We start from the raw sequence: 13,995 nt of genomic DNA, 5'->3' as shown, positions 1-13,995 counted from the left end.
CAGTGCCCTCCCCTGTCAATTCCCCCCGGTCGGACGCCGACATCTTCTCCGAGGAGGTCATGGCCGATCCCTACCCGGTCTACCGTGCACTCCGTGATGCGGGACCGGTGGTCTACCTGGAACACTCCGATGTCTTCGCCGTCGCACGCTATGAGGAGGCACGCCGCGTGCTCGGCGACTGGGAAGCCTTCTCGTCCGCCGACGTCGCGCTGAACGAACAGTTCAACCACTACATCGGGGACGGGATCCTGCGCGCGGACCCGCCGCTGCACGACCAGTTGCGAGGTGTTCTGTCCGCCCGCCTGGCTCCTCGCGCGCTGCGCGATCTGGCACCCGACATCACCCGGCGTGCGGAACTCCTGGTCGACCGCCTCGTCGCGAAGGGCTCCTTCGACGCGGTGACCGATCTCGCGCGCTGGTTCCCCGTCGAGGTCGTCGGCGATCTGATCGGTCTGCCGCACGAGGGGCGCGAGCGGTTGCTTCCCCTTCTCGACGCGAACTTCAACTGCTTCGGACCCGACAACGCCCGGACTCAGGCGTCGTTCCCGCGGCTGCCCGAGCTGGCCGAGTACGTGATGGCCGGTGCGACGCGTGCGGCGCTGACCGAGGGCAGCATGGGCAGGGCGGTGTACGACGCCGTCGACGCCGGGGAGATCCCGGAGGCCGTCGCTCCATGGCTGGTCATGACCTACGTCACGGCAGGGATGGACACCACGGTGCACGCGATCGGCCACACCGTCTGGCTGATGGCTCAGCACCCCGACCAGTGGGACGCGCTGCGAGCGGCCCCGTCCCTGGTCCCCCAGGCGTTCCGGGAGGTGGTGCGCTACGAGTCATCGGTCCAGGTGTTCGGACGGACGGCACGTGTCGACTGGTCCGTCGGAGACGTCACCGTGCCGGCCGGTGCCCGGTTGGCGGTTCTCTACGGATCCGCCAACCGCGACGAACGTAAATGGGCGGACGCCGACCGCTTCGACATCACCCGTGACAACCTCGACCACCTCGGCTTCGGCTACGGCCTGCACGGCTGCGCGGGGCAGGCGCTGGCCCGCCTGGAGGGCGAGGCGATCCTGCGGGCGCTGCTGCGCAGCGTGTCCCACATCGAGGCCGGCGAGCCGGTCCGCCACTTCAACAACATCCTGCGTGGCCTGGATTCGCTGCCAGTAACCGTCATCACTGACTGATGTCGGCGTACACCTGAGTTCATGTGCATGCCGGGCACCGCGCTACCGGCACCGGGCGGGAGCGAGGACCTGGTCAGGATTACGGTGCGGACTGCGGAGGCGGCGCCGGTGGACTGTCCCGGCTGCGGGCAGTCATCGGACGGGGACCACAGCTGCTAGGGTGCGTTTCAGAAGTGGATCTTGATGTGTCAAGATCCACTTCGTGGGGCGGCATGATCTGACGAATGCACAGTGGGCGAAGCTGGAGCCCTTGCTCCCGGTCGGCAAGAAGCCTGGACGGCCACCGGTGCACACCAAGCGGCAGTTGATAGACGGCATACGCTGGCGCACCCGCGCCGGTGCTCCCTGTCGGGACGTGCCTGAGCGGTACGGTCCGTGGGAGACGGTCTACGGCCTGTTCCGGCGCTGGCAGCGGGACGGCACCTGGCACCGCATCTTCGAACAGCTGCAGGCACAGGCCGACGCCGAGGGGCTGATCACCTGGGACGTCTCGGTGGACTCGACCATCGCCCGTGCCCACCAGCATGCGGCAGGTGCCCGCAAAAAGGGGATCTGCAGATCGAGCCGCCAGGTGGTGTGTTCACCGAGCCCGACGATCACGGGCTCGGACGTTCCCGGGGCGGGCTGACCACCAAGCTTCACCTGGCGGTCGAGCAGGCCCAGAAGCCGATGTCACTGGTCATCACGGCCGGACAGCGCGGCGACTCGCCGCAGTTCCGGGTGGTCCTGGGTCGTATCCGGGTGCCCCGGCTCGGGCCGGGCCGCCCGCGCACCCGGCCGGACAAGGTCCGTGCCGACAAGGCGTACGGCTCCCGCGCGAACCGCGACTACCTGCGCAAACGTGGCATCCGCTGCACGATCCCGGAGAAGCGCGACCAGATCGCCAACCGAAAGAAACGCGGTTCCCACGGCGGCCGGCCACCGAAGTTCGACAAGGACGACTACAAGCAGCGCCACGCGGTGGAGTGCGGAATCAACCGCCTGAAACGGCACCGTGCGGTCGCCACGAGATACGACAAGCTCGCCGTCCGCTACGAAGCGACCGTGCTGGTCGCAGCCATCAACGAGTGGCTGTGACCAGCACTTTCGAAACGCACCCTAAAGCGTGTTGCAGATGGCCGTGACTTTTCAGGTCAAAGCCCGGTCACGGCTGTTCTGATCACGAGGCGAGGACGAGGTTGTGCATGTGGGCGACGGCCTGGACCGCGTGGTGGAGGCCGTCGCCGTGCTGTCGGCAGTCGCGGAGGATCTTGTAGTTCTTCAGTCGGCCGATCGCATGCTCGACCCGCGCACGGACCCGGCGATGTTCCGCGTTGTCGGCTTCTTCGCCGGCCAGCAGGGGCCGGCCGGGTCGTTTGCGGTGCGGGACGACCAGGCCGGTGTTGATGTAGGCGCCGTCGCCGAGCACGGTGATGCCCTGGCACTGCTGCGGCAGGCCGGAGTTGCGCCACACGTGGGCGTCGGCCTTGTTGCCCGGGGCCGGACGGGCGGTGGCCACGACCAGGCGCGTGTCAGCATCGATGATGACCTGCACGTTCGCGGAGAACCGGTAGTTGCGGCTCGACGCACCGACCGTGCGGTCACGGACCGGGACAAGCGTGCCGTCCACGATCCACAGCCGGTCCGCGGCATCGACCGGACGGGAGACCGGCTCGAGCGCGAGGAGGGGCCCGAGCCGCTGGATCACCCTGCACACCGTCGCCGGCGAGACTGAGAACAGTGGCGCGAGCTGGCGCATGGTCAGGTTCGTCCGGTAGTAGACCGCTACCACCAGCACCCGGTCGGCGAGCGGCAGACACCACGGGCGACCGAGCCGCGGCCCGTCGCCACCCCGCTCCCGCACCACCTTCAGCAACCGCTCGAACTGCTTCATCCGCAACCCCGTGAACGTCTCCACCCACAACGAATCAGCCCTCAACACCCCACGCATACAAGGGAAATGCCCTGATCGCAGCCTTCTGCAACACGCTTTAGGTCAGGCGCCGGACCGCGATGTCCTCCGCCTGGAAGTAGCTCGGCTCCCACCTCGCCATGCCTCCACCGCACGCCCGGGCCCGCGAGTCGGGGCTCGGTGCGGCGCGGGGCTCCGCCCCGGGAGCGGAAGGTTGCCCCGGTGTCCTGGAGCAGGCCCTGTGAGCGTCGGCGAAGCGCCGGTACGTCACTTCCCGCTCAACCGCGAGTCTCACAGATGTCCTTGAGGGCGGGCGGAGCATCCCCGGATGTCGAGCCACCCAGCGGACACCTTTCGTCGATGTCCCACCGAGCCGGTTGGTACGTTCGCGCGGTGAGACACCCACACGTGCGCCGAACCCATGTCACGCTTCCTGAGGGCGAATTCACGATCACGTCGGACGCGAGGGCCCGGGAGGCCGCGACCCGGATGTTCTTCCAGGCGGCACCACGCATCGGGCGACGGCTCGACGCTGACGGCGGCGGTACGCCGCGGAACACCCTCAACTCCCTCTACGCCCTCTTCGCCATGTACCGGGACCAGCCGACGGCCGACCCACCGCCCCCGGCGGATGGGCTGCCCGTCCACTGGCTGGCCATGGCCATCCTCACCCGTGGCCTTCGCCCGGTCCTGTCCGTGTGGCATCCGCGCCTGGCCGCGTACGAGCGGGCGCACCCCGGCCACGCCCCGGCGGAGTGGGAGGAGTACGCGGCGTTCGCGGCCGGCCCGTAGGGCGACTCTCAGTTGCGACAAACACTCCGCCTGGTCAGGGCGTTGAGCCTGTTCATGCTCTGCTGTGGTCCGACGCGGGACATGATGGTGCGATGAGTCGCGACACGGGGAAGGGGCCAGCCAGACGGCCGCGGCCGCTCGATCGAGCGCGGGTGGGATGGCCGCGTCCGCTGCGGGAGTTGAAGGGTCTGCTCTACGAGATGTATCTCGCGGCAGGTGCCCCGAGCCTGGACGAGATCGCTGCGACCGTCGCAGCCGACGACGATCTGCCGGGGGCGCCGAGCAGGGATACGGTCCGCCGCATCATCTGCGATTCGGTGCAGCCGCCCCACCAGGCCGATGCGGTCTCCGTCATGGTGGCCCTGGCCCGCCGAGCCGCTGCGGACGAGCAGGAGATGGCCGCCCGAGTTCGCCGTCTGTGGATCGAGACAGGGATGGCCCGGGGGCGGGTCGGCCGATCGGGGACTTCGACGGTCAGCTCGTCGTAGACGACTTGGAGGTCCACCCGGCACTCGACACTGGTGCCGCCCGTGACCGGCTCGGTGTGCTACCGGCCTATATCGAGCGGAAGTTCGACGCGTCGCTGCGGTCGGTGGTTGATGCCGCAGCGAGCGGGCGCAGTGGTATCGCGGTGCTGGTCGGCGGGTCCTCCACCGGCAAGACCCGGGCGCTGTGGGAAGCGGTCCGACCGCTCACCGTCAAGGGCGCATGGCGGCTGTGGCATCCCATCTATCCCACCCGCCCCGACGCCGTTTTGGCCGAACTGGACGACGTGGCCCCGCACACCGTGGTGTGGCTGAACGAGGCCCAGAACTACCTGGGGGCAGATTCGGGTGGCGAACAGGTCGCCGCCGGTTTGCGGAACCTGCTGAACGACCCTGCGCGTGCGCCGGTCTTGGTGCTGGCCACCCTCTGGTCACCGCACTGGGACGCCCTGACCACCCGCGGTGCGCATGCCCAGGCCGCTGAACTACTCGACGGACACAAGATCGATGTACCGGAGGCGTTCACCAGCGCCGACCTTGCCGCGGTGGCTCACGCAGCCGACACCGACCCGCGACTCGCGGAGGCCGCCGAATGTGCCCGCGACGGTCAGATTACGCAGTACCTGGCTGGTGTCCCGTTCCTCATGGACCGCTATCGGGCGGCGCCACCGGCAACCAGGGCTCTGGTGCACGCTGCGATGGACGCCCGCCGCCTCGGCGCCGGACCGCACATCCCACTGGCGTGGCTGGCCGAAGCCGCGCCCAGCTACCTCTCCGACACGGAGTGGGCGCAGACACACGACGACTGGTTGCAGACGGCCCTTGCCTATGGCACCGCGCCGGCTAAAGGCATCCCCGGCATCTTCGTCCCCGTCAAAACCAGGGCTTCTCGCGGCCAGCGGACCCGCGCCGCTCCCCGGCCTGCTGCTGGACAGTCCATCCAGGCCGCGCACGAACCGCGATACCAACTTGCTGACTATCTCGACCAGCATGGCCGCCGGGTTCGCGCCGACCAGATCCCTCCCGTCGATTTCTGGACCGCGGCCGCCGTCCATGCCCACGGCGGCAACCTGACTGCACTCGGTTACGCCGCCTGGACCCGCGGCTTGTACCGCGATGCCGCGCAACTGTACAAACGCGCCACCGCCCAGGGAGACGCCCAGGCAGCCATCCGCCTGGTCGAAGCGCTCCACGCCCTCCACCCACGTGACGACCAGGCTGCCAACTGGGCGGCAGCCCACATTGCCCTCCACCAGCCGTCGGACGCAGCCAGACTGCTCGGCGCGCTCCGGGCGGCCGGGGCACACCAGGTGGCCGCCGCGCTGGCACGGCGCGCCGTCGCCGACTGCACCCTCGACAATCCGGTGGCTGTAAGCCGACTCCTAAAGGAGCTTCGGGAGGCCGGGGCGGAAGACGAAACCGTTGTCTTGCTGGGCCGTGACCCCGCATCCCACGTCGCCGTCGACTATCCCTACAACGTGCACTGGCTGGTGGAGGAGTTCCTGATGGCCGCTGCGCATGAGCAAATCGACGCGCTGGCGGAACGCGCCATTGCCCAGTGCTCTTTCAGGCCTCCCATCGGAGTGATCAAGCTGATGGATGCGTTGTTGAGAGCCGGGGCAGACGAGCAGGCCCTCGCGCTGGCCAAACGGGCCGCTTCTCACATGGCGCTCTACGATTCGTCGGCCGTCAGGCGGCTGCTGAGGGAACTCCAGGATGCTGGTGCCCATGAGCAGGCCGCTGTGCTGGCGAATCGTGCCGATGCTTACGCGGCCCTCCAACCCTCAGCCGCCTCCTCGTCTGAGGCTGGAGTGAACGAGCCACCCTCCGCCCGGACAGAACCCGATCTTCGTGACCCGGCCCAATTGGCCATGCAGCTGATGTCGTTTCGCGGAGCCGGAGAGAAGGAGCACGCCCTGGCATCGGCCGAACAGCACGTCCCGCTTGCCGACCTCGGGAATCCGCGGGCAGTGGCCCGCCTGCTCGGTGTACTGCTGACGGCTGGGATGGAGGATCAAGTCGCCGTCCTACTCGATCGTGATCCCGCTGTCCACGTCACCCTCGATGAGCCGGTCGGCGTGGCCGACCTGCTGGAGGAGTTGCGCAAGGCTGAAGCCCGTCAGCAGGCCGCTGCGCTGGCGAAGCGCGCCGCCGCGCACACCGCTGATACCGCCCTGGCCGACCCGTGGGTCGCAGCCCGTCTGCTGAAAGCACTGGAGCGGGCCGGGGCTCACCAGCAGGCCGCCGTGCTAGCAGAGCGCGCCGCCGCCCACGCCTCCTTGGAGGCCATGTGGGCCGTCGCGCTCCTGCAGCGGGAACTACTGAAGACCGGCGCGCGGAAGCAGTCCGCCGCGCTGGTCGAGCGGCTTACCGCTGCGGGGCGCTTCGAAGTGTTCATCGCATCCGGTGACCGACGGGAGCGCTATCGGTTCGGGCGGGAGCCTGATGGGACGCCTGCACCCCGGTGGACATGGGAGGACCTGGAGTGATCGGGGAACATCCCTGCCCTCAGGACCTGATGGCAGGCCTCCGCTGGCCCTGTGCCGCCACAAGCGACTCGCCCGCTTCAGGGCGCCGGACGGGTCAGGGTTCGAGTGGGGGAAGACTGACCAGGCCCGTGTCGAGCATGATGCGCTCGACCGTCTCGGCGAGCTTGCTGTTGGCGTCGATGATGGCCTCGACTGCGCCGGGCAACAGATCGAGTTCCCGGTACCAGTCGCGCAGCTGTGCCTCGTTGACGTCGTTGGCGATCGGCTTGGTGGCGTGGCGGGCGAGGGTTTCGCGGAACGGCACGTGCAAGTAGTAGCTGTGGGTCGGGCCGCGGTGGTCGGCACGCAGCCGGGCGAGCATGTCGCCGTAGCGGTCGGCGTACAGGATGCCTTCAACCACGACGTGATATCCGGCGTCCAAGGCGTAGCGGGCCGTCAGGTCGATCAGGCCGATGTTCGCCGCCCCGGGGCGGTCCCGCTCGCGGAGCACAATCCGGCGGAGGTTGTCCTGACCGACGAGGGCCAGGCCACGGCCGAATTTTCCGCGGAGGCCGTCCGCGACGGAGCTCTTCCCTGAGGCGCTGTTGCCGCGTAGTACTACCAGCCGCGTTTCGTCGGTGCCCACCATCACAGCGATCACGCTATCGGTAGCCACCGACATCGCCTGGGGAGATCCCGGAGATCTTCGACCTCGCCCCGGATGTGTGACCGTGTTGGTGGCGCGCAAGCCCACACCCTAACTATATTGCATAACTCTTTTTTATCGGGTACGCTGGACGTGTTGGAACGGCGGGGAGCAGCTCGTCCACCCAAGCTCCTGGCCGGGCGACTCCCCCCTCGCTCCGGCCAGGCCCCTCCCCCACCGACTCCCGGCCGGGCTGTGTGACAGACGCATTCCGCGTACAGCCCGGCCGGGGTCCCTGCCCCTCCCCCTTGCGGGGGGAGGCCTGCCGCGCCCCTATTCGAAAGGGGCGCGGCACCCGCGGACGCTGTAGCTCAACCGCAGAGAGCACCGCCGAAAGGCGGGGACACAGGATGGAGACCTGTCGGCGTCAGCCTCCTGGTCGAGGCCACCCCCGGCCTCGACCAGGGGTACGAATTACTACTGGCTCAGCGGTGACGCCCGAGCCGGGCAGGTGTTGTAGCGCTACGACACGGGGCCCGCTGACGCGTCGAGCCGACTCAGCCACTGCGGGACACCTGCCGCAAAGGAAACTCACGGCTCCTGACGTTCACCGCCTCCGCGAAGGGTACGGCACCGGGCCCGATGGTCCGGCCGGAGCACACGACACCTTCCGAGGCGAAACCACCTAGTCCATTGGAGGCAGGAGACATGCGACGGACCGTGATTGGTACGCGCTTCACGACGGGTTGCGGTCACTCCTGGAAGCGGCGGTACCCCAAGTGGACGGCGGGCGAACTTCGGTACGCGGAGACCGACTGCATCGTGTGCGGCGAGTTGCTGATGATCTTGGTACCGGACGACGTTCCTCCCGACAGCTTCCCCGCGCACGTCCACTGCCCTCTCTTCCACGTCCACCTCTCCATCATGACCGGCGGGGACTGGCCTGCCGACGGCCACGACACCTTCACCGCCACATTCGCAGCGGAATAAGCGACTTCGCCCCCAACAGACGTGCTTGCCGTCCAAAAAGACCCGATCTCTGCAAGCCTCGGAGACGAAGACGACGCTGAGGCCGAAGCCAGCTGGTCATGCCCTTCTGCGCTCCCGGCCCGTTGGCCGTGGGCCATCGCATTGCCGAGGGGCAGCCGCACACCGTACGCGCCCTCTCCCCATGCGGATCTCACAGTCCGCGCCCGCCTGGGCAGCGACGGCATGGCGATGATCGTGGGCTTCCGTCGTGGCGGTGCAGTCGCCGAGCGGCTGCCGCTGGCCGGTAGGCTCCTCGTGGCCCACGGGGAGCACCTCTGCCAACGTCGGCTGTGGCGGTTGGAGTCCCCGTCATACGTACACGGCGCCGGGTCGGGCTTGAGAAGGAGAGAAGCCGATGCCGAGAGTCGGCCGGTTGTTCCGGTCTTGCCGACGAAGCGAGGTCTCGTTTCTACGTGTCATCGGCCCGAGCACCGACCAGGGTGTCCCGGTGGTCGATGCACGCACGAGCGGCCCGCCCCGCTTCATACCTCCCACGCGTCTGCACGACGTGGCGGTCACCGAAAGCGGGAGCCCTCTGCCAGCGGTTACCACGTCGGGCCGACCACGCCGGTCGGGCTACGCGCCGTACGCCGAGGGCGACTTCGTCCATCACCTCCTCGACGAGGCGATCGGGGAGCACCTCGGCTGCGACGAACCGCACGCGGTGGTCTTCGTCCGGGCCAACGAGGACTGGTCAAGCGGTGGAGTCGCCCGCCTGGCGTTCGAGTCGCACGAGATCGGCCCCGTATGCGAGCGGGCGCTGCAGCAGGCTGGCTACGGCTGCGAGCCAGCTCCCGCGTTGGTCTCGGGCTACGGGTTCGCCCTGAGGTTCAGGAGGGCCGACCGCCAGCGCCTGTGCCCCGCCCTGGAGGTTCACCCGCCCGTATCCGAGTGGGATCCCTGGTCGTGTGATCTGGAGCGTGGGCACGACGGCGTCCCGCATCACCACCACGCCATGGACTACCGCTGAGTCGACGACACTGAGCCCCCGCGTTGCGGCGCATGGGCACAGCGGCCCGCCGGCCACGGGTTGGGGAGCTGCGGCCTGCCCGCCGGGCACCCTCCGCAGCAGGTCCACCGCGACCTCCTGTGGGAAGCGCTGATGGGGCTGAGCAGGCCTTCGTCATCACTGCAGTGATCAAGCGGCGGGGCCGGTGACCGGCACGGCGGTTCCTCGTTCACCTGGGGACGGGCGTGCGGGACTCACGACGTCCGTTCCTCGTCCCGGACCCGGCTTCATGAAGGAAGGCCTTGATGCTCCACCTCGACTTCAACGAGTCGGTTCGCGTGGACCCCGACGATCTGCGCCTCGTGCTCCAGACGATCCTGGACGATCCTGACAAGCCGCCACCGGACGTGCAGGCCTCGTTCGACGCCGCCACGCAGGGCGGTCCTCTGACCGCCGAAGAGCTGTGGCGCCTGACGAACTTCGCGGACCCGGCCGCGGTGTACGGCCTGACTGTTTCGGAAGCCGCGCTGAGCGACGTGCGTTTGGCCGCTCACCTCCGTCTGTCGGGTGCCGTTCGTGAGCAAGCCCCTCGCACAACGGCCGCCCTGGAGCTCCTCGTCCGCACGGAGACCGAGCTGGCCATCAGTGCCGCCCGGTCCCGCGGCGAGACCTGACCCCCGGGCCGTGCTCGATCCGGGACCGGGGCCGGCCAAGACCGTCGCGCGAGGCGAGCTCGCGACGTCACGGCCCCCTGGACGCATCTCAACGAGCTCGTCCGAGACGGCTCCCCGGTTCGGAAGCCTTGGTCTCTGCCTACCTCTTCGGCGGGGGTTTGCGGAGACGGGTGTACTCCTTGGCCAATTCGACGCGGGAACGGTGCGGGCCGGACGGGCTCTTGCAAGGCGCGTTGTAACCCCGGCCGCAATCTGGGCAGGTGATGTCGTACACGCGCCACGGGCGCGGAATCGCCTTCTCCCTGGCCTTCCGTTCGTCCACGATCGGCTGCAGCCGCTCATCGTGGGGGAACTCGCGTACCGTGCCGGCGTTGGTCCCCTCGGCGAACACGCAGTCCTTGCCCTTCCCGGCTTGGCAGCGGGGACAGCTGCGTTGGATCCAGTACCGTCGGGCCACCTGCTTGTACAGCGGTCTGGGAGGGACTCCGTCGGCCGCGCGCTTCTTCCAGACGTCAACTTCTGCCGCCTGGCGGGCGGTTAGCCGGTCACCCGACGCTGCCGCCGACCGCAGGAGAATCTCCACTTGAGGGCGCAGGTCGTACGTGTAGGCATCATGGCGGCGTAGGCTCTTGAGAGTGCTACGCACGCGGGCAGCAGCCTCCCCCGCGGCTCGCTCGGCTGCGGCCTCCGCCTCGATCTGCTCATGGGCGGCGTGGGCGAGGCCGGCGAAGAACTCGGTGGCCTTCTCCACGATGGCGTCCTCGGCCTCGGTACGGTCAGCTGCGGCGGTCGCGTTGACGAGGATCAGGAGATCCCGCACCTGCTTGGCGTCCTCCTCGGTCGCCGCCTGGTCCAGGCGGGCGAACAGGTCATGGCGGGCTTCGGCCTGTTCATCCAGCCAGCGCTGGGCCTCTTCAACCGCGGTCGCCAGTTCCCGGTGTACTTCCTCGCTCACTCCTGTCAGTTCGGCGATCTCGCGGCACACTCGGCGCACCATGATGACGGAGTCGACCTTCAGGGCATCGGCCAACCGGCGCATCAGTCCCCGGGCCCGGGCATCGGCGTCTGGCCCCTTCCGGGGTCTGCTCGGAGACCACCGCGTGGGAGGAGGCGTCGTGCGGGACTGCACGATCCGCTCGACCGCCGGCGTCGACAGCCCTCGCTCCGTCACTTCGCACTGGCCCAGGCCGTACCACTCGATCTCCCTGGCGAAGGCCTCGGTTCCGATACGGACCTGGCGGGTGGTGCCTTCGCTGTCCAGACGGATGCGGTGGACGTACCAGCGGTGGGCCAGGGTGGCGCCGTCCACCGGCACCGACACAGCCAGCACCGGCTCGTACTCTCCGTCCCACACCGGGGGCACCGTCTCATCCAGGTGCACCCGCAGTCCGCGGTTCTTGAAGCGGATGTCCACGACGGAGCCGACCGGTGCGCCATCGGGCTGGGTGAAGTCGAAGCGGGCCTGTTCGCCGCGGTCGCGCAGCCAGGCGGCGGCTGCGGACTTCACATACAGGTGGTCGGCGCTGTTCACGCCGCGGGCGCGGCGCCGGCAGGCGTGGGGTCGGCCGTCCGGGTCTGGGTGGTGCGCGAAGTGACAGGCGCGGTCCGTGTAAAGCTTGGTGGTCAACTGGCCGCCGCAGCCCCCGAGCAGCAGTCCGCACCAGAAGGTGTCGTGTTCGTGAATGCGCCGGAAGGCATCCACTTCGATCGCCTCGAGCGGCAGCATCAGCGGCTCATCGGAGTCCGCGCTGCCCAGCACTGCCGTCTGAATCTGCCGCCTGTCGTCCCGCAAGAACTCCCCGCCTTTCACTCCAACTCATCCTGCCAGTAGCCCTGTTCCCCTCGGCGGGCGACCGAAGAGACGGCCTCCCGGCGCCATTTGACGGCGTATTACACCGTTCCGGACCGGTGGGCGACCTGCGCCGCGTACCGTCGCCTCAGGCAATGCCGTGACCAGCCGGTCACACGGGGTCGCATCCTGGGAGGGGTCGAGCATGGTGAACGTTCGGACGTTCTCGCTGTGGCAGCAGCTTGCCGTCACCGAGGAGCTGCCGGACCAAGCGCTGCCCTCAGTGATCGAGGCGCTGTGCACGCCCGCTCGCGCCCCCTACGGCGTGGACAGCCGCGGGGAGGAGTGGCGCAAGAAGGCCTTCGCCGAGGCGCTGCCCGTTCTGCTGCGACGCGCGGCCGACCCCGCCCTGCGCCGCCAGCTCCTTCACCAGGCTGAGGACAAGCAACTCGCCGACCTCGCCGGCCAGGGCGTGGTCACTGCTGCCGATCTGCCGGCGATCCTGAGCACACACCGCCCGACACCCGAGCTGGTCATCGGCCTGGCCCGCCACGCTGACCAGATCGACCGTGCGATCGAGCTGCTCTGCCACTTCCAGGACACCGATCTTGAACGTGTTGTCACCGAGTGGAATCCCCACCGCTACCGCCCGGATGCCGAGCCGTTCCCGCCCGTGCCACCCGCCCTCCTTGACGCGGTGCTGGAGTACGCCCTCACCCCGTTCGCCCGTCTCCTGCAAAACCCCGGCCGGCACGAGGGCTGGAAGATCCTGGAACGCCCTGACCTGGGGCTACCCCACGATTTCGGCGAAGGTGCCCCCTGGCGCATCCTCTCGACCTGTCCCGAGCGGTGGCCCGCTCTGGTCAAACACCCCACGCTCGGCACGGCCGTCCAGCACCTCCTGCTGGACCACGCCGAGGTGGAGGCCCGCCGCAACCGCCTGATGACGTCGGGCGGCGACCACCTCCGAGGTGCAGAAGACGCTCCGGTCGAACAGCCGGAACCCGGGCCGGCACTCGACACAGCCCTGCTGCGGGCCTGTCTGCCCGCGCTGTGTCTGCCGGAGATGGCCGGCCTGCCCAAGCCGAGCGTGACCGCCCGCCACCGGCTCCACCGCATCGCGGAACGAGTCGGCAACAACCCCGGCCTCGTCGACATCGCAGCCGAGCAGCTGCACGCGGCAGTCGACGAATGCGTGCGCCGCGGACGCCTGCTCACCCGGTCCCGCAACGACAACGCCCGGCACACGGTCCTCCCGGTGGCCGAGGACCTCGCCCGGCTCAGCGTCAACGCCACCCACCTGGCCAAGGCGTGCGCACTCCTCACCTCAGTGGACCAGCCGACCGTCGTCTCCAGCCCGCCCAGCCCCCGCCTGGCCCGCGTCACCGAAGGCACCGACCTGCTCACACCGGTCCGCCTCCTGGAAAGGAACTACCAGCACCGACGGGTCGCCGCGCTGCTCGCCCTGGCCGGCAACCCGCACACACCACGCACCGCGGTCACCGACACCCTTCCTGCGCTGCACCCGCTCGAACTCTCCTGGATCGGCCACCAGAACGACGTCCCCGACTGGCTGCACACGGCCGCGGCCGCGCTCGCCCCGGCCGACGACACCGAGGCCGTGCTGCGCCTGCTGACCGACGAGGAACTCGACAGCCACCCCGACCCGGGCGCCGTACTGCAGTCCTGGCTGGACGCGCCCGAGACCGACGGCCTGTGGACGGACCGCGAGGTGTACCGGGCGATCCTCGAATCCCGCCACCACACGCTTCACCACCTACGCCAACTGCCCGCCGACGAAGTCCTCACCCGCACCGAGCCCAACATCGCGCTCCCCCACCTGCTGGCCCAGTGCGGCACTCAGCCGGAACGCTGGAAGGCCCTGCTCGAGGCTCTCGACTACGGCCCCGCAGACGAAATGATGACCTACGGTCAGCTCCTCGACCGCCTCCAAGTCCCGTCCCCCGCCCCAGCCACCACGGTCTGATGCCGACGGACACTTCAGGCCGGGCGGCTACGGGGCGTGTCGGCTCCAGCAACGCCTCCGCCTGGTCAGCTGAACACGGCGGCCAAATGGGCAGAGCGGCG

Annotated in this window: 12 protein-coding genes; 9 read left to right on the top strand and 3 right to left on the bottom strand. The window is 69.1% G+C overall.

All coding sequences use genetic code 11. The annotated features are described in order from the left end of the window. The first annotated feature begins 2 nt into the window (after positions 1–2). On the top strand, positions 3–1,184 hold the full coding sequence (locus AQJ46_RS42430; protein ID WP_225887540.1) for a cytochrome P450: 1,182 nt from the start codon (positions 3–5) through the stop codon (positions 1,182–1,184). Between the two features lie 202 nt (positions 1,185–1,386). Continuing rightward, positions 1,387–2,261, top strand: a protein-coding gene (locus tag AQJ46_RS53105; protein ID WP_404828518.1) for an IS5 family transposase whose coding sequence is annotated in 2 segments (ribosomal slippage) — positions 1,387–1,776 and positions 1,779–2,261 — 873 coding nt in all. Because the reading frame shifts where the segments join, the coding sequence is not laid out codon by codon here. An 82-nt stretch (positions 2,262–2,343) separates the two neighbouring features. On the opposite strand, the gene AQJ46_RS42415 is transcribed toward AQJ46_RS53105, so the two are convergent. Continuing rightward, positions 2,344–3,114, bottom strand: a complete 771-nt coding sequence (locus tag AQJ46_RS42415) for an IS5/IS1182 family transposase (protein ID WP_059210689.1) — start codon at positions 3,112–3,114, stop codon at positions 2,344–2,346. A gap of 354 nt (positions 3,115–3,468) precedes the next feature. On the opposite strand from AQJ46_RS42415, the gene AQJ46_RS42410 reads away from it, so the two are divergent. The 3 genes from AQJ46_RS42410 (at position 3,469) to AQJ46_RS42400 (ending at position 6,841) form a co-directional block, all read left to right on the top strand. Continuing rightward, on the top strand, positions 3,469–3,867 hold the full coding sequence (locus tag AQJ46_RS42410; RefSeq protein ID WP_159064146.1) for a hypothetical protein: 399 nt from the start codon (positions 3,469–3,471) through the stop codon (positions 3,865–3,867). A 152-nt stretch (positions 3,868–4,019) separates the two neighbouring features. Continuing rightward, positions 4,020–4,355, top strand: coding sequence for a hypothetical protein (locus tag AQJ46_RS42405; RefSeq protein ID WP_059210687.1), 336 nt, complete (start codon positions 4,020–4,022; stop codon positions 4,353–4,355). Between the two features lie 5 nt (positions 4,356–4,360). Continuing rightward, complete coding sequence (locus AQJ46_RS42400) at positions 4,361–6,841, top strand: hypothetical protein (protein WP_159064145.1); 2,481 nt, start codon at positions 4,361–4,363, stop codon at positions 6,839–6,841. A gap of 94 nt (positions 6,842–6,935) precedes the next feature. Here the strand turns inward: AQJ46_RS42400 and AQJ46_RS42395 are convergent, their stop codons facing one another. Further along, positions 6,936–7,469 (bottom strand): AAA family ATPase, encoded by a 534-nt coding sequence (locus tag AQJ46_RS42395; protein ID WP_059210685.1) that lies wholly within the window; start codon positions 7,467–7,469, stop codon positions 6,936–6,938. 717 nt (positions 7,470–8,186) lie between these two features. Here AQJ46_RS42395 and AQJ46_RS42390 point away from each other — a divergent pair. The 3 genes from AQJ46_RS42390 to AQJ46_RS42380 all read left to right on the top strand — a co-directional run bounded on the left by AQJ46_RS42390 (position 8,187) and on the right by AQJ46_RS42380 (position 10,118). Further along, positions 8,187–8,456 (top strand): hypothetical protein, encoded by a 270-nt coding sequence (locus tag AQJ46_RS42390; RefSeq protein WP_159064144.1) that lies wholly within the window; start codon positions 8,187–8,189, stop codon positions 8,454–8,456. A gap of 487 nt (positions 8,457–8,943) precedes the next feature. Further along, positions 8,944–9,465 carry a hypothetical protein gene (locus AQJ46_RS42385; protein WP_159064143.1) on the top strand — a complete coding sequence of 174 codons (522 nt, stop codon included), beginning with the start codon at positions 8,944–8,946 and terminating at the stop codon, positions 9,463–9,465. Between the two features lie 284 nt (positions 9,466–9,749). Then, on the top strand, positions 9,750–10,118 hold the full coding sequence (locus AQJ46_RS42380) for a hypothetical protein (RefSeq protein WP_059210682.1): 369 nt from the start codon (positions 9,750–9,752) through the stop codon (positions 10,116–10,118). A 139-nt stretch (positions 10,119–10,257) separates the two neighbouring features. Here the strand turns inward: AQJ46_RS42380 and AQJ46_RS42375 are convergent, their stop codons facing one another. Then, positions 10,258–11,844, bottom strand: a complete 1,587-nt coding sequence (locus AQJ46_RS42375; RefSeq protein ID WP_225887539.1) for a hypothetical protein — start codon at positions 11,842–11,844, stop codon at positions 10,258–10,260. 268 nt (positions 11,845–12,112) lie between these two features. Between AQJ46_RS42375 and AQJ46_RS42370 the strand changes: the two genes are divergently transcribed. Further along, positions 12,113–13,894: a hypothetical protein gene (locus AQJ46_RS42370; protein WP_059210680.1), complete on the top strand. Its 1,782-nt coding sequence runs from the start codon at positions 12,113–12,115 to the stop codon at positions 13,892–13,894. Positions 13,895–13,995: the final 101 nt, after the last annotated feature.

Source organism: Streptomyces canus (assembly GCF_001514145.1).
GTDB classification, from domain to species: Bacteria; Actinomycetota; Actinomycetes; order Streptomycetales; family Streptomycetaceae; genus Streptomyces; species Streptomyces canus.
Note: the sequence above shows the minus strand (reverse complement) of the source record. Positions and strands in the feature narration are given on the sequence as shown.

Coding starts and splice junctions, on each gene's coding strand:
- AQJ46_RS42415 (WP_059210689.1), bottom strand. CDS start 3,114: ATGCGTGGGGTGTTGAGGGCTGATTCGTTGTGGGTGGAGACGTTCACG.
- AQJ46_RS42395 (WP_059210685.1), bottom strand. CDS start 7,469: ATGGTGGGCACCGACGAAACGCGGCTGGTAGTACTACGCGGCAACAGC.
- AQJ46_RS42380 (WP_059210682.1), top strand. CDS start 9,750: ATGCTCCACCTCGACTTCAACGAGTCGGTTCGCGTGGACCCCGACGAT.
- AQJ46_RS42375 (WP_225887539.1), bottom strand. CDS start 11,844: ATGCTGCCGCTCGAGGCGATCGAAGTGGATGCCTTCCGGCGCATTCAC.
- AQJ46_RS42370 (WP_059210680.1), top strand. CDS start 12,113: ATGGTGAACGTTCGGACGTTCTCGCTGTGGCAGCAGCTTGCCGTCACC.